Annotated in this window: 17 protein-coding genes and 3 pseudogenes; 5 read left to right on the top strand and 15 right to left on the bottom strand. The window is 36.6% G+C overall.

The window, feature by feature from the left end; translation table 11 throughout:
* Positions 1 to 104: 104 nt before the first annotated feature.
* From WKU33_RS04490 to WKU33_RS04460, 7 genes and pseudogenes are all read right to left on the bottom strand, one after another.
* Positions 105 to 1142 (bottom strand): DUF2332 domain-containing protein, encoded by a 1038-nt coding sequence (locus tag WKU33_RS04490; protein ID WP_336251549.1) that lies wholly within the window; start codon positions 1140 to 1142, stop codon positions 105 to 107.
* 85 nt (positions 1143 to 1227) lie between these two features.
* A complete protein-coding gene (locus WKU33_RS04485) occupies positions 1228 to 1491 on the bottom strand; it encodes a hypothetical protein (protein ID WP_156858092.1) in 264 nt (87 codons plus the stop codon).
* A 50-nt stretch (positions 1492 to 1541) separates the two neighbouring features.
* Entirely contained in the window at positions 1542 to 2261 is a 720-nt protein-coding gene (locus WKU33_RS04480; protein ID WP_156858093.1) for a nucleotidyltransferase domain-containing protein, read from the bottom strand.
* 204 nt (positions 2262 to 2465) lie between these two features.
* A pseudogene (locus tag WKU33_RS04475) lies at positions 2466 to 2688 on the bottom strand (hypothetical protein).
* Between the two features lie 495 nt (positions 2689 to 3183).
* Positions 3184 to 5211: a glucose-specific PTS transporter subunit IIBC gene (ptsG, locus tag WKU33_RS04470; RefSeq protein ID WP_340453433.1), complete on the bottom strand. Its 2028-nt coding sequence runs from the start codon at positions 5209 to 5211 to the stop codon at positions 3184 to 3186.
* A gap of 168 nt (positions 5212 to 5379) precedes the next feature.
* Positions 5380 to 6219: a glucose PTS transporter transcription antiterminator GlcT gene (gene glcT, locus WKU33_RS04465; RefSeq protein ID WP_156856514.1), complete on the bottom strand. Its 840-nt coding sequence runs from the start codon at positions 6217 to 6219 to the stop codon at positions 5380 to 5382.
* Between the two features lie 131 nt (positions 6220 to 6350).
* Positions 6351 to 6899 carry a DUF420 domain-containing protein gene (locus WKU33_RS04460; protein WP_340453430.1) on the bottom strand — a complete coding sequence of 183 codons (549 nt, stop codon included), beginning with the start codon at positions 6897 to 6899 and terminating at the stop codon, positions 6351 to 6353.
* Between the two features lie 357 nt (positions 6900 to 7256).
* Here WKU33_RS04460 and WKU33_RS04455 point away from each other — a divergent pair.
* Positions 7257 to 7541 (top strand): annotated as a pseudogene (locus WKU33_RS04455) (4-hydroxyphenylacetate 3-hydroxylase C-terminal domain-containing protein); the annotation flags it as partial.
* A 118-nt stretch (positions 7542 to 7659) separates the two neighbouring features.
* On the opposite strand, the gene WKU33_RS04450 reads toward WKU33_RS04455, so the two are convergent.
* A complete protein-coding gene (locus WKU33_RS04450; RefSeq protein ID WP_156856512.1) occupies positions 7660 to 8013 on the bottom strand; it encodes a GNAT family N-acetyltransferase in 354 nt (117 codons plus the stop codon).
* 291 nt (positions 8014 to 8304) lie between these two features.
* Here WKU33_RS04450 and WKU33_RS04445 point away from each other — a divergent pair, with 291 nt between their 5' ends.
* Both WKU33_RS04445 and WKU33_RS04440 read left to right on the top strand, forming a co-directional pair.
* Positions 8305 to 9072 (top strand): hypothetical protein, encoded by a 768-nt coding sequence (locus tag WKU33_RS04445; protein ID WP_156856511.1) that lies wholly within the window; start codon positions 8305 to 8307, stop codon positions 9070 to 9072.
* Positions 9073 to 9077: 5 nt separating this feature from the next.
* A complete protein-coding gene (locus WKU33_RS04440) occupies positions 9078 to 9950 on the top strand; it encodes a DUF3307 domain-containing protein (protein WP_340453427.1) in 873 nt (290 codons plus the stop codon).
* 232 nt (positions 9951 to 10182) lie between these two features.
* Here WKU33_RS04440 and WKU33_RS04435 read toward each other — a convergent pair whose 3' ends face one another.
* The 4 genes from WKU33_RS04435 to WKU33_RS04420 form a co-directional block, all read right to left on the bottom strand.
* Entirely contained in the window at positions 10183 to 10995 is an 813-nt protein-coding gene (locus WKU33_RS04435; RefSeq protein WP_156856509.1) for an aminoglycoside adenylyltransferase domain-containing protein, read from the bottom strand.
* Between the two features lie 24 nt (positions 10996 to 11019).
* Positions 11020 to 11349: an alpha/beta fold hydrolase gene (locus WKU33_RS04430; protein ID WP_340453425.1), complete on the bottom strand. Its 330-nt coding sequence runs from the start codon at positions 11347 to 11349 to the stop codon at positions 11020 to 11022.
* Positions 11350 to 11427: 78 nt separating this feature from the next.
* Positions 11428 to 11640, bottom strand: coding sequence for a hypothetical protein (locus tag WKU33_RS04425; protein WP_232334393.1), 213 nt, complete (start codon positions 11638 to 11640; stop codon positions 11428 to 11430).
* 4 nt (positions 11641 to 11644) lie between these two features.
* The gene (locus WKU33_RS04420; protein ID WP_232334396.1) at positions 11645 to 12076 is read right to left on the bottom strand and encodes a metallophosphoesterase family protein; all 432 of its coding nucleotides are present in this window, start codon (positions 12074 to 12076) and stop codon (positions 11645 to 11647) included.
* Positions 12077 to 12325: 249 nt separating this feature from the next.
* Between WKU33_RS04420 and WKU33_RS04415 the strand changes: the two genes are divergently transcribed.
* The gene (locus WKU33_RS04415) at positions 12326 to 13015 is read left to right on the top strand and encodes a MerR family transcriptional regulator (protein WP_340453422.1); all 690 of its coding nucleotides are present in this window, start codon (positions 12326 to 12328) and stop codon (positions 13013 to 13015) included.
* Positions 13016 to 13133: 118 nt separating this feature from the next.
* Positions 13134 to 13349, top strand: coding sequence for a hypothetical protein (locus WKU33_RS04410; protein ID WP_198042625.1), 216 nt, complete (start codon positions 13134 to 13136; stop codon positions 13347 to 13349).
* 80 nt (positions 13350 to 13429) lie between these two features.
* Here WKU33_RS04410 and WKU33_RS04405 read toward each other — a convergent pair.
* The 3 genes and pseudogenes from WKU33_RS04405 to WKU33_RS04395 form a co-directional block, all read right to left on the bottom strand.
* A pseudogene (locus WKU33_RS04405) lies at positions 13430 to 14095 on the bottom strand (SDR family oxidoreductase); the annotation flags it as partial.
* Between the two features lie 367 nt (positions 14096 to 14462).
* Complete coding sequence (locus WKU33_RS04400; protein WP_340453420.1) at positions 14463 to 15245, bottom strand: cytochrome c oxidase assembly protein; 783 nt, start codon at positions 15243 to 15245, stop codon at positions 14463 to 14465.
* On the bottom strand, positions 15232 to 15726 hold the full coding sequence (locus WKU33_RS04395) for a DUF2243 domain-containing protein (RefSeq protein WP_340453418.1): 495 nt from the start codon (positions 15724 to 15726) through the stop codon (positions 15232 to 15234). Before WKU33_RS04395 ends, WKU33_RS04400 begins: the two co-directional genes overlap by 14 nt.
* Positions 15727 to 15890 lie beyond the last annotated feature (164 nt).

Below are 15890 nucleotides of genomic sequence, written 5' to 3'. Positions count from 1 at the left end.
CTTTTGTTCGTTATAAAGTTTATAACCCCGATGATTTTCTCATTCATAACTTTATTTGTTCGTTATATAAGCACGTTATAAAGACGTCGAATTCTAAATTTCTACTACATTTCATTTTTCAATAACCATTCAAACCACCTACCGTGCCCATCGGTTTTCGCAATCGTATTTCGATACTCAACACCATCCAAATAATAATCTAGATGTAAGTATTTATCTTGAATGTTATTGTAGATATGGAATACATCTCTTTTCTTACCAATAGTTTCAATGGTTTGCAATAATTGATCATTTTTTTCTTTTGGTATTTGGTTAGCTACGTGAGTATGAAAAATGCAAATCACATTGTCTTCCGGGACCTCTTCAACATATTTGGATAATAAACTTATTCCATCTCCATCCACCAAGCGTACAGGATATTCCTTCATGTAACCTGCAGCTTCTTCAAACATAAACAACCTCTCTCTATGCTCGGGCCATATTAAGGATTTAAGCCATAATTTCTCTTCCTCATCATTTAGATCAATTGTATTTAAATCAAATCCGATTCTAGTAGAGACCGGCGGCGGTGTGACACGCAGGTTTGGAATGTTTTCTCCACTTATTTCTGCTGTAATAGTAAGTTTTGAATCTTTGTCACCATAAATATTATTTGTCCCGTATGAATAGGAATATTTATCCCAAAGAAGCTGTAATCCCGCACTTGTTCCGATTTCGACTAGTGCTAATGGTTTCCTTGCTTTCTCGTAAACCGTACAAAAAACAGGATAAAGATAAGCACATCTCCTTACTTCATTTGTTTGAACAAGCCTAGTTTTAAGAATTGACTCCATTTCTTGTCGATATTTAAAGCAAAAATCCTTCAAGAATTCAAATGATCCTTTATATGATTTTGTATTACCTACGATACTCGGAAAATACTCTTTTAATGGATGTTCCGTTCCTTTTAATAAGAGATAGTGCACTGCACCAAAAAAGAGGTTGGGAATAGGTTGCCCTTCTCGTGCGTGACTACATACTTCAAGAAGGTCATCATCTGCGGCAATTTTAATGGACAAATGTTCGTATAATAAGCTAGATCCCTTACATTCCTTTTCAGCAAAAGCCAAAAAGGTTTGGGACAAAACATCTTTAAGAAACAAATAAAGTCCTCCTTTTAGCAGTCAGCAGTAAGATCATCTTCATTTAATAGCTGCAAATTTTTTACTTTTTTAGGATTATGAGCTTTTAACCATTTTTCGATTCTAGTATCATCCAATTTCCAAAATCATCTAAAAAGGCAATGACATCATCAGCATTTATAACTGGCTCAATAGCATATTTAAGTGCTTGTTTCATTTGAGCTTCCTTCTCTGGATAATGTTTAGAAAATATTTTATATGCTGGGTACAGGTCTCTTGTATATTGATTTTCTCTATCTATCACAAGGGCAAGTCCAGCCCTAACTATAATTTTCATTATCCATCCACAACAATCTAAAATATCTTCCAAATCCTCATTACCATCAAGGTCTTCTAAAGCGCTTATTTGTTTAATGGCGGTTATTTTTTACCTAAAGAAAAACCATCGAATAACCGTCCTCCATAGGGTTTCAAAATTTCATCAACTAACTTAATTACTTTATCTTTTGAACTACTTCTATAAAATATATCAAATGCTTCAACAAATTGCTCGGCAAAGTTTGTATCGTATTCTCTTAATGAACGTACTATCCATTTAGAAGCACCAAGCCACTTATTATTAGTTCGTAATACAAATTCACTAACAAGTTCTGCGAGCGTATTAGCAATGAAAATTCCTTCTGCTCTATTATTACAACCAATAAAATCATCAAGGGTGTCCGTAATAAAGTATCGCTTCGTATTGATTATCTCAGTTGACCACTTTTCCGGACCTTTCGATAATAATTCTTTTGCTTCCCTTTTGATGGAGTTAATCACCCCCTTATCTTTAAGTATGATACCTTCTGAAACCATTCGTGGCAGTGATGGTCTAGCGCGTTTATAATCACTAGCAAAGTATTCTTGATAAGAATTCAGGTTATGTACAAACACTTCTATCGGCCAATCGTACTCAATTACTGACTCCCTATAAGAAGAGCTATATGTTTTATCAAATATTATGATATCAAGATCCGATGTTTTTGTTGCTTCGTCACGAACGACACTTCCTGCTAATAAAGCTCCATCGCAATATGGAAAATAATTTTTGATAAATTTTTGTGCAGCTTTAACTGGTTCTAATCTGTTAAGATCCCCCATTCTTATCCCTCTTTTTGATATTTACCTTATTATCCACTTTTTCATTTAGAACATTATTAACATACGCTGTCTGTAAAATCCAAGTTTTCTACATCTTCCCCATTCAATTTCATCACTAGAAATATAATCACGCAGATCGTAATAAAAACCATGGAATCGCTTGGTTTCAGGAGTTCCATGGTTGTGGTGAAGTGTGTTTGAATTTTATACTTTAGCTGCCCAAATTTCAATTTCAATTTTCATTTCAGGTAAACCTAATTCAGTAATATTTCCAATCGTCATTGCCGGATAATTTTTGCTAAATAATTGTTCCCACTCTGAATATAAAAAACTCTGCATTCTTTGGAATTTTTGTAATATGACTGTAATTACCGATTGGTACAGGCATATTGGGTGGGTTTTTTCTCGTAATTTTTTCGTTTTCCATTTATTCACCTCATCATTTAGAAGTTTCTTCTGCCGTTTCTCCAGGAGATCAAATTTAGACATACTACCCTTAGAAAGAGACTTCTAGAAAAACAGCAGTGGAGTATCCATATACAATAGGTAAAAACTCAAGTGATTTTTTCTTCATGGGGGAACACTCCTCTCTCTAGAATGACAAGATTTTGACAATTATTATTTTATAGGAAATAGAATCCTTGTGCAAGTTAGATATTAATTTTATTAATTGCTCATTATACAGTTTAATTGAGTGGATATCCTCATTTAATACGTTATTGTTATTTATTATTTGTTTTAATACAACTGCTTCCTGTAATTCTTCATTTCAAGTCCTTCAGGGTTTAAATATTTTATCCCATTAATTGTGCACCATTACCGTACAAACTCGCACGCCACTCAGGAATTGCGCACCATAACCATCTGCTCATGCAAAAAACCCCACTTTGCCATCAACTACAAAGTGGGGTTCTCATACGTATTACTGAATCTCAATAATTTCCTCATCACCAATTTCTACATTACCTTGTTTTGTTAAACTTACTGTTTCACCGTCTTTTAGGTTTGTAAAAATGATTGGCGTTATAATCGATGGTGCATTTTCTTTTACATAATTTAAGTCAACATTTAATAAAGGCTGTCCTACTTTGACTTCATCATCTTGCGCGACAAGCGCTTCAAAGCCTTTACCTTCCAACTTCACTGTATCGATTCCAAAGTGAATCAATATTTCACATCCAGAATCGGATTCAATACCAATTGCATGTTTTGTTGGGAACAGGTTGACAATTTTCCCGTTCACCGGCGAAACGATTGTACCGTGAGTTGGTAGAATGGCAAATCCGTCCCCCATCATTTTCCCTGCAAATACAGGGTCAGGTACGTCGGTGATCGGTTTGACTTCACCCGTCATTGGAGAAACAAATGAATCATTCTGAACAGGGCTAGTCGAGCCAGTGTCTGTTTTCTTTTGTTCTTCTTCTACTCGCGGTGTTTTACCTGCCATAATATCTTGCATTTGACCTTTAATAATCTCTGAACGTGGACCAAAGATAGCTTGTATATTCTCTCCAACTTCTAATACACCTGAAGCACCAAGCTTTTTCAAACGTTCTTTGTCGACTTCACTTTGATTGTTAACAGATACGCGAAGTCTTGTAATACATGCATCCAAATGGGCAATATTCTCTTTTCCACCCATTGCTTCAAGTACCTGGGTAGGTAAACTATTTTGATCATTACCAGTAGCTTCATCCCCATCTTCGCCATTATCCGCTTCACGTCCAGGTGTCTTGAGATTAAATTTCTGAATCATAAAACGGAAAATCACGTAATAAATCACGGCAAACACAAGACCTGCAATAACGGCTAACCACCAAGGTTCTTGGCCTGGCAAGATTCCGAATAAGAAGAAGTCTATTCCCCCACCAGAGAAGGTATAACCAATATTAACACTTAAAAACGTCATAAGCACAAAAGATAATCCATCAAGTACCGCATGAATTAGAAATAGGACTGGTGACAAGAACATGAATGAGAATTCAAGTGGTTCCGTAATTCCCGTTAGGAAAGAAGTTAACGCACCTGAAGCGAGTAAACCAGCAACCAGTTTCTTTCTTTCCGGGCGTGCTGTATGGTACATTGCTAGTGCTGCAGCTGGAAGTCCAAACATCATGATTGGGAACTCACCAGCCATGAAATTACCGGCAGTTATTTCAACACCATCTCTTAGCTGTGCAAAGAAAATTGTCATATCCCCTCTTACGATCTCTCCAGCAGCCGTTGTATATGTTCCAAATTCATACCAGAATGGCGCATGGAATATATGATGCAAACCAAACGGAATCAATAAACGTTTAATAAACCCAAATGCAAAAACTGCGATATATGTTCCTTCTTCAATTAGCCATAGTGATGCACTGTTCATTGCATCTTGAACCGGAGGCCAAACAAGCAACATCAACAACCCTGCAATGAATGAAAGGGCTGCTGTCATAATCGGAACGAATCGTTTACCAGCAAAGAATCCTAAGAAGGACGGCATTTCAATATCGTGGTAACGATTATAAGCATAAGCCGCTATTAAACCGATAATAATCCCGCCAAATACCCCTGTTTGTAATGTCGGGATTCCTAGTACACTTGCAAATCCTGGTTCTGATGCAACCGTTTCAGCAGATAGACCTAACCATGATCCCATCACCTGATTCATTACCAAGTATCCGACTAACGCAGCAAGTGCTGCTGCACCGTCACCTGCAAGTCCAATTGCAACTCCGACTGCGAAGATAAGTGCCAGGTTAGCAAAAATAATATTCCCTGCATCTTCCATCACGCGAGCACTTAATTGTATCCAATCCGCATCAAGAAACGGTAAAAGCTGTAACATCGCATCCTGTTGCGCCGCATTTCCTAATCCTAACAGTAAACCAGCTGCTGGCAGCATCGCCACCGGAAGCATCAATGCTTTACCAAGTTTCTGTAAAACACCAAAAAACTTTTTCCACATCTTCCTATTCCTCCACTTATTTTTATTTAAGCTAATAAAAATGAAATAAAAAAACAGGCATAAGTTTAGAAGATATCGAAAAGAAGCATGGGAATTCCCATGTGAAGTCTTTTCAATTATCTTCCATACTTATGCCTGCCTATCCAGTAACACGTATAGATATAATTGCTATTCATATTTTTTTAAACGTTGAAGATGCATAGTTAAATAAACCGCTTCAGCGTCATATACCTTTTTCTTCAAAAACTCTTGCATAACTTTTATTAGCTTCCAAGACAGATTATAACATAATGGATATTCATATTTCAATAGCTGTGCGATCTTTTCTGGTTCTTTCACTTTTTCTCCCTGTACGACACGTTCAATCGTAAATCGCAAATGTCGGACAAGTCGCATATAATCTAGGCTTTCCTTGTCGAGAATAAGTTCAAAGTCACTCTCAATAATATGAATTAAGTTTGTAACAAGCTGTGAATGTCTATTTATCTCTCCTAAATCCTTATTCATTAATGCGCTATGTATATGAAGCGTAATGAACCCGATTTCATCCTTTGGCAAATAAATGCCTGTCTTATCTCCAATTATTTCGACAGCTTTTTTTGCTAGTTCCTGCTCGAATGGATATAGTGCGATTGTTTCGGTTAAAAACGGATTGACAATTGTATGTCCTTGGCGCACACGCTCCATCGCAAGCAAAAGGTGATCCGTTAAACCGATATGGATGTGTTCATTTAACTTGCCTGACACACGTTCACTAATATGGCCAATAGCTTCGATAATCGCACTTTGCCAGGTTTCATCAATTTGCGGCAGCAACTTTTTATATTGTTCTTGTTCTTTTTCATTTTTTAATACAAATAGTTTTTCCGCTTGTGCCGCCGAGAGGGAATCACCCTCTTTTCGATTAAAGCCAATTCCTTTCCCTATTACAATGACCTCTCCCTCTCCGGGGTGTTCGGCCATGACGACATTATTATTTAGAGCTTTAACGATTGTTATCGCTGACAATTTTCTTCCTCCTAAAAACATATCTTGCAGTAAAATCCTTATCATTCTTATTCAAAGTATAGCGTGCTATAAAAAAAGGAAACCATGAAAAATCTGGTTTCCCATTTTCCTTTTTATGGCATGAATTTTGCCTAGTAGTATGGTGAAATCATGAAGTATACCAATACCCCAGTAAGGCTTACATACAACCAGAGTGGCATTGTCCAGCGTGCAATTTTCTTATGCTTTTCCACTTGCATATTCAAGCCTCTCCCGAGTGTGATTAATGCAAGCGGCACGATTAATGCGGCAAGAATAATGTGTGTGATAAGTATAAAATAATAAATGTACATTAGCGGGCCATCTCCACCGTAGCTGGTAGATGCAGCCATAGAATGATACGTTAAGTACGAGATACAGAATAAAAAGGTTGTTACAAATGCAGCGATGATAAATCTGCGATGTAATTTAATGTTATTCTTTTTAATCATGGCTAACGCAATCAATAAAAAAACAAAGGTAAAGCTGTTGAATATAGCATTCAGCATCGGCAATACCGTTAATTCAATTCCCCATATTGTACCACCTGGGATTTCCGGCAAGAAATACGTTGCCACAATAACTCCCACAACCAAGATGGATAGTAACCAAATCAGCGGATTATAATTTCGCTGTTTAGCATTGTTGATACCATTATTCATATGTTTTCCACTCCTATATAAAATCCCTTACACTAATCATAAGAAAAATAGTTGTAAAGAGCAATATAGAAAACAGCTCGTTTCCTTTATAAACAGAAAATGTCATTTTTTAGACAAAATAAAAGTGGGTCTTTTTAATGGAAAGAATGTTTTTATTTTCTCATAACTGAGTAAATTCCTGTGGTTATATTCATTCATTCTTATCAAAAAAATAAAACCCGGTTTTAAATAGATGAACCAAGCATGGAGCTTAAGTAATGGAATAGGCAAACATACCGACTAATATAATAATATAGTATAAATGAATTCACATTATAAAAGTAAATGGATATGGGAGTGTTAGGATGGGAGCTATTAAGCGGACTGGTTGGTCTACCTACAGAAAATGCATTCAGCTCCCCTATTAAAACCGATCTTAATCAGTACCTTCAAGCAGCAACCAAGAATGCTGAGGATCGTGTGAAAATATTTAGGTTGGCCTGGGATCTGACAATGAGTTCATTTGGAACGAGGCAGACCCAATATGAGAGGTATTTTTTTGGAGATCCGATCCGATTATCGAGCCGTTTATATAAAGCTTATCCACTTACAGATTATGTAAAAGAAGTTAGCAATTTTTTAAACTTGGAAACGAACATATAACGAAAAAACCTTCTAGATAGCCCCTCTAATAAAGATACTGGATGATAAAGGTTTATATTTTATCCAGTATCTTCACTTGAACTCCTGGATGTACTCTAATATATTCGCGATTTGTTAATTACACCCTACTATATTTATTTTGACTTAGTGCATACTTTAATGAAGTTATTCCCCAATAATCCTTTTCACCAATATCAATGATACATTCCGCATTTCTATTTTTTGTATCAATATTTATCAGTGATGTTACTCCTATTGCCCTCTTCCCTTCTCTCTCCTCGATTATATAGCTCCTGGAAGATGTTGAGTTGAGAATAACATTTTCCACAAAATTTCTTGTTTCATCAAAAGAGTATAAATCAAGCGATGGACTTGTTGTTTTCATAACATCAAAATCATTTCTCCATGAGTGATATTTCTCAATGTCACTTTCCACCATCTTTCGAAACTGAAGTCTATTTGATTTTAGCATTTTCTAGATCATCTCCCTAACTAGTTTTTCGCCTAAATACCTCTGCTCTTCCAATTATCTAATTAAACGATGGAAGCTCCGCAAGCTTATATACAATACCGAGATTTTCATACCATTCATTTAGACCAGTCCATAAACATTTGAAAGCAAGCTAGCATTCTTTACGAGTACAAATTTGTTAGATTAAAAGATCTAACTTTTAGAAGGTTTGACTAAACAATCAAACTCATGGTATGTTCGATTATATAAACGAACTTCTGTGCAAGTAAAAGAAAAAGGAGCTGATTATTCATGGGAAATCAAGTTTCAGTTTTCATCATGGACGTAAGTAATTCTTCCAAGGAAGATATCGGCAATGAGTTGAGTGATTACCTCCAGGATTTGCAGATCAGCATCGCTTACTGGACACAATATATTACAACAACAAAAGTCGCACACCGAGCTGGTGATGAATTAGTCGTTGTAAGTAATGGATTTGCATCTACTTATATACTCGCTTTCTATTTAAGTCGTATTTGGAAATACACAGACCATCCCCCATATTTCGGTCTCTCATTTGGCAATATTGAAGGAAATTTAAATGATATAAACATCGAAACGTGGATACATCCATTAATGAAGCAGTCTAGATTAGCTAATGATTTCCTTAAAAATCAGCAAAAGAGAATGCAATTTCGCTTTGAGTTAGCCCCGCGAAAAGACGCAAGCGGGTTCGAAGTTTACAGTAGGGAGTTCGCTACATTATTAAATACAAGTTTATCTTTAAAACAAGAGCAAATAAACGAACAAACGGAGATACAGTCCCTTGTCTGTTCATTATATTTAATGCTTGGTCAACAAAACAAAGTCAGCGAATATCTTGGCAGAACGAAATCCACTATATCGAGTCATATGAAAAATGGCAAGGCGGATGTCATTTTAGATACATTTTATAATATTGTAGATGTGTTAAATTCATTGGAGATGGGACCAGTTAATAATCAAACTGAAGAACTCCAACTCAACATTAGACAAAATATAAACAACCGTCTTCAAGTATATTTACCTAAAGAGAGGTGAGTTTAATGATTGTATTATTGTTGTTCCTCGCCCATTTAATTGCTGATTTCTGGCTGCAGACAGATCAAATGGTTAAGGATAAATTAAAGTACTTAAAGAAACATTTGCTCCATCATTTACTAGTCTCAGGAATAGCACTTGCGATTATTTGGGCATATCAATTTGAATTTAAACATATCATTCACTATTTTATACTGCCTCTATCTTTTATTATTATTACGCACCTATTAATTGATTTATTGAAAATAAAACTAATAGACTCTGTAAAAAGCACACGAGCAGATAATATGAAACAGCTGGTTTTTTTCTTGGTGGACCAAGCGTTACATGCAGCAATCATACTGTTATCCTGTATACTCTTCTTTCAAATTAGTTTTGCGGATATGACTGCAAGTTTGATAGAGTTATCTGGGACAAGCAGTTTACATCCTGTTAATACGGTTTTGTTTATTATTATAATTTATATTCTGGCCACAAGCGTAAGTGGACATATTGTGAAATACATTGTTGGTTCTTTGCCATCGGAATTCGCGAACTTTGAAGGGGAATTAACATTACGTAATAGAATGATTGATGTACAAGAAAGGAATCAACCGAATACGGAAAATAGTTTTACAGGAGAATATCACTATTTCACCTACTCTTCCCCGTCCCGCTCTCGAGGAAAGCTAATCGGTTATATAGAAAGATTACTTGTTATACTACTTACTGTGATAGGCGCTTACCCATCCATCGCTTTTATCATTGCGGCTAAATCCATCGCCCGCTTCAAACAGTTAGATGATCGCAACTGGGCGGAATATTTCTTGTTAGGGACATTGTCCTCTATCTTTCTTGGATTAGTGCTCGGTCTTATTGTTCAAGGTATTCTAATGTAAGAAGCGGGAATCTACAATGTGTTTTTTTAAAAGGAGGTTTCCGTTGAATTGATAGAAAGAGTGGCCGTTTAAGTCTCTAAAAAGCAGCCCGGGTTAAACTTAGTAAAAAGACAACAACTCATATGTGATCATGCCCCATACCAGGCTACACTCACAAAAGATTTCGCTCCATTACTAAAATCATCACGGGCTGCTTTTCAATTTAAATTTAGTTTATGAGATCCATTTCATGTCAAGGGGTTTTCATTTTTTTGAGCAGCTCTTGCACCTTTCCAGCGATATAGTCCCTCAGCAACAAAAGTTCAAACTTTTCAAAAGACCAGCCATCTTTCCCATCCGCATAATTTTCAGCAGCTTTCTTCACTGTATTTCTTAATTTCATCGGTAAATTTCTTTGTCCCCAATCCCCTGCCTCTTGCTTTGAGGAAATAACTCCTTCATCTAGAAACCAAAGCACCCTCAACATATTTAATGAACAATAAATCGGATCTTCTGCAATGTTTTCTATACATTCCAGATAATCCCCCATTATGGACGATAAATAATCATCCAGTGGGACTTTAGGAAATACTTCATCAATAGGTTTTCCTTCTATACATATTCCCCTGTAGTTCGTAATGGTTATATGAGCTGCTAAATCTGGGTCCGTTTGAATAACTTCATTAATATATTGATATGTCCCTTGAAACAAATCATTTTCATATCGCTCTCTCCAATGCTCGCTATAGTGGAATTCAAATGGGCAAGGGTGCTGCCAATCCATTAATTGTTTCTTACTTAGGAAACTTACTTCAATCGGATACGGTGAAGAAGAATAGTCTAGAAAAAACTGTGCTAAACTTCTTTTTTCTTCAAGTTTTAGAGGTTTTTCCATAACAACCAAAATATCGATATCACTACGCTTAGGGTTAAACCCTCCCATCGCTAAAGAACCGTGTATATAAAATCCTACAAAGTTATCATCTATAATTTCTTTAATCCTCTCTTTCAAATTAAAGATAAATACCTTTATTTCAGTAGGACACGATTTCCAATCATTACTCATTGTAAAACCCCTAACATCATTTTACTATCTTACTTCAATCCATGATAAAAGTTTATGGATTGCTCCAATTATTACATCTGGTCTATCAAGATGAATCATATGGCTTGCATCCTTTGCAAATATTAATTCACTGTTCTTGCTCAGTTTAGCTTGCTGCATAATAAGTTCTTGCCACTTCCCCTCCAATAAACGTAATTCCGCTTCCAGTATACCCTCCATCATTCCTAATTTAATGTTGTACGCTTTATCCCGTCCAATAACAACGAGAGGAGCTTGCGGGAACTTTCCTAAATACTTAATAACATCTGCATCCCTCTTCCAATTATTCATTTCAGAATATATCGTTCTGTACATAGAAGGGTTGTTTTGAAAATCTAGTAAAAGTTCCGCGCTTTCTAAGGTATGTATCTATCCCTTAGCAATTAAGATTGGCTAAGGTCCCTCATAAGGTGGGTTTAAATAATGATCAGCAAAATCTTCTTTATAAGGAGCATTGGATTTGAGAATTCTTTCGGAGGCGGCTTTTGTATCGTAAGGCGTGACTTTTAATTCAACGTCAGGCCCAAGTAATGCCCAACAAGCTCCGGCAGCCCTGCTCTGCAATCCAACACTACCTGCATTTATAATTCGTTTACCGGCAACCATGCGATCAAACTGAATATGCGTATGACCCGCAAACGATAATATCTTGTCGTACCTTCTCAACCATTGGTCTAATTTCCTCTTCAGTAGGTTGTATTCGAATCGCTTCTTCATCACTGCGGGGTGATCCGTGTACAAATAAGATTTCTCCTAAGCCATCAATTGTCATCGTTGTTTTTTCGGGTAAATTTTGAAGGAATTGTAATTGTTCTTCGGTTAATTGATCTGCGCACCAATGATTTAATGCTGCTGTTAAATCGTCTAACCCTTTTTCTTTTCCATAACGGTAAGAAACTTCACGATCAACATTGCCTCTAATAAAAACAAACTCGTCTTTATAATCCATTAGCAGATCCATGACTTGCCGTGGTTCAGGCCTCCAAGCTAAATCCCCACCGACTATCACTTGATCAACATTTGAATTTCTAATCTCTTGCAGAACTGCTTTTAATGCAGAATAGTTCGCATGAATATCATAAATCGCAGCTACACGCGCATATAAACACCTCCCCCTTATTCAATTCACCATTAAAATTTAAAATCCTGCTTGCCTCGGTTCAAAACTTATATATCAGCATCTGAAATATTTTAGTTTTTACATAACTCTTGAATCTTACGTTACGTCATATTGTATAATACGAATAACACTGGAGGTGGATCATTTGTATTCGATCTATATTATGATGAAATGGATATTTTAAAGCCATCTAAAATTAGCGAGGGTGGGCATCGTTATTATGACGAAGAGGCAGTTACCCAGCTTTATTACATACTGACATTAAAAGAGATAGGCTTCCCACTGATACAAATAAAGGCTATCATAACGAATCAAGAAAAATCTCCAATGGAATTATTACAGATGCAAATGGAATTGATTCAATCGAAAATTGAGCAATTAAAAAAGAACAAACATACGTTAGAAAGTGTTATTCAAGTCATCGAGCTCGGCGGTCATAAAAATTGGGAGGATATTTTTAATACGTTCAAGTACCTCTCGCCTATAAATAGCAAAGTTACCGAGAAAAGAGAAAAATATTTCTCAAATGAAGAATTGCAGATCCTGAATACCTTGCCAAAAGTCGGTCAGGATACACCAGTTGTTGCGGACTTTATCAATTTATTTCGCGATATACGACAAGCAATTGCTGACCAAGTAACCCCTGACTCTGAAAATGGCCAACAGCTTGCTAATAAATGGTTTGAGATAGCTAAGGAAATGTATGGTGAAAATGCAGCTACAGCCAAAAAAGCGTATCAAGTCTATCGCACCAAAAAAGAAAATCTTGGATTTGTCTATCTTGACGAGGATGTAATTTCATTTATTGAAGATGCATACGGTCATCAGTTGAAGGGTGATGGAAATTTACACTTCTTATAAAACGGCCTTTAGCATTATACTTTGCAGTAGATTTTGTATACTTGCAAGGTTGGCCAAAAAAGCAAAGCACTCCCCTTTTTTCGAAAAAGGCATTTTCAAGTGGTTTCAATATATACAATTGCTATTCGTTATTCGTGGATTCACTCTTGCCGGGTTAAAGGCACTCTTGCTACAAAAGTACGGAGTAGATGGGTATAATCAAATGCTGATTTACAGGCAAGTAACCGAATGGTTTTTCAGTTTGCTGATTATGGGACTCTTCCTCTATACGAATGTACCAATAAGTAAAATTATGAAACAAAAAAAGTTAAAGGAAAAAATAGAAAACGCCTGATAAACCAAGCAGGTGACCAATCATTACTCGATTCGTCACCTGCTGGATAATCATTCATATGTTCGATAAAGTGATATTTATTAACTAAATACAATACCGCCATCTGTGATAATAGCTTGTCCTGTAATATAGTCAGCGTCATCTGATGCTAAGAAAGACACAAGGTTAGCAACGTCCTCTGGTTCTTGCGGTCTTCCTAATAAAATACCAGAAGAGAACTCTTTAAATGCATCTCCCTTTTTCATTTCCGGATTATACTTAATCATTTCTTCGTCGATACGGGTCCACATCGAAGTATCAGCTACTCCAGGGCAATAAGCATTTACTCGGATATTATGCTTAGCTAATTCCTTGGCGGACGAATGGGTGAAGGAACGGACGGCATGCTTCGTCGCAGAATATACGGCCAACATTTCATACGATTCGTGGCCTGCGATACTACAAGCATTGATAACTTTCCCTTTCGTTTTTTGCTTTATAAACTGCTCTGCAGCCGCTTGTGTGCCAAAAACTACACCATTCACGTTGACTGAAAACGCCTTGTTTAATTGGTTTTCTTCAATGTCTAGGAAAGGACCTACAACTTCTATACCCGCATTATTTACAAATACATCAAGCTGTCCAAACGCCTCTGCCGCTTGGGACACAAGTTGGAATTGATCCTCTCTTTTTGAAACATCGCCTACAACACCTTCAACTTGTATTCCTTCCTTTTTAAATTCTTTTAAGGTGGAATCAAGTCTACCGCAACTTTTGCCATATACATTTTCCTTTCGTGTATGTTAATGTGTCTAAGCTAAAAACATTCATTATTATATAGTGCGGCAGGATGAGAAAAGTATTAATGGTAACTTTTACCGAGCTGTCATCAATATTTTACAAAACATATTCAAGGTTTGTTTCATTGAACATGTTTTTAACATGTTAGTCCACATTATCAACGAGATAGGTGGCTATCTCTGGGATAAATGATAAGACAATAATAAACACTAACATAATAATCGCATATGGGATGACTCCTTTAACTCTCTTTATGATATCTGCTGAAATTTACTACAGGTTATTGGTAATTCCATGCAAGCTTTAAGACAAACAAATCTTCATCTATAGACCTTAGGCTAATTTTATTCGAGGTCGGGTTGCTCTAAACCAATGTAAACAAAGGATGAAGATAATAACAATATCAATCATATCCCCACCATAATACATAACCATGCCACCAAGTTCTGCTTGATCTGCGGGCACTCCGTGAGGCGGGTTCGCATAGATGTACTTTGATAAAATACCATGTCCAGCTAAGGCAATAACAAATACGATTGCCCGGTACAAAAAAGAAGTGCGGTGAGGTATCGGATCAATATAGATCATGGACACGGTAAATAAGTAGCCGGCTAAGAATACATGGAAATGCACGATTATATGTAAAAGGATACTCTTATGCATGAGCGAGTATAGATCCGTAGTGTATAATAACCAAAGTCCACCTATATTAAGAAAGGATGCAACAACTGGATTGGTATATATCCGTGATGGCCAACTTCTTAAAACCTTTGAAATCCTTCTTGCCAAGGGAACGCTTAGTGTTCGTAGCATAAGTGTCATCGGTGCAGCGAGTGCTAAAAGCAATGGCGCAAGCATCCCTAAAAATAAGTGGCCGAACATGTGAGCTGCGAAGTCTACATGTGCACGATCAGCTAACGGGCCTGCAACCGAGATAATAGCGAAAAGAATTCCAAAAGCCCAATAAACCGTTCGATATATTGGCCAAGGTTTCTGTCGCCTGTTGGAGACAATTACAGCTAGGATATACATGACGAAAGCCATTATAAACGGTAGTGCCAAAAGTAGCTGAGGTATTATTCCAATTGTATGATGAATGTGGTTATTGATGTTCATGTGAGGCATCCTTCCCTGGTTGTTGGCTATTTCTTGTCTGGACAATAAGGGTTAGACCAATTATAATCATTAAAATAGCTGTTGTATTCCAAATCACGTCATAGATGATTAAATGATCTACATAACGAATCTGGTGTATCCGCATTAATTTGTGCTGAATTGTACCATCATATAACTGGAACCCCCCTGCACCAAGAAACACTCCTCCCCACCACCTCATTAACCACAGTGCGTTACGTCGTCTGAGATCAGCGAACATAAACAAGCCCCCAATGGTTGCAAACCAACTAAAAGCATGGAAAAGACCGTCAGAAATTAGCCCGATATCAGTCGTGGATTTGTCGTAAAAATGATGCCAGCGTAGAATTTGATGAAATACCGTCTCGTCTATAAAAGCGATTAGACCAACCCCAAATAAAATACCAGACCACAGATTACGTTTGGAGTAAATCGATCGATCCTTAGTTTCGTTCCCAGCCATTTTCTTCTCCTTTATAAATTAATTGAATGATACATTTATTTATTGTTTCCATTAACTTGTTCAAATAAACAGTTCTTGAAAAAATCCAACTTTTGTTGAGGGGCTGAGGGAGTTGAAATAATAATTAATTTAATTATTCAAACTTAAAATATTTCTTCCATCAA

This window comes from Oceanobacillus sp. HCA-5259 (genome assembly GCF_037892815.1).
GTDB lineage: Bacteria > Bacillota > Bacilli > Bacillales > Amphibacillaceae > Oceanobacillus > Oceanobacillus indicireducens.
The sequence above is the reverse complement of the archived record's forward strand: the minus strand, read 5'-3'. Positions and strand labels throughout refer to the sequence as shown.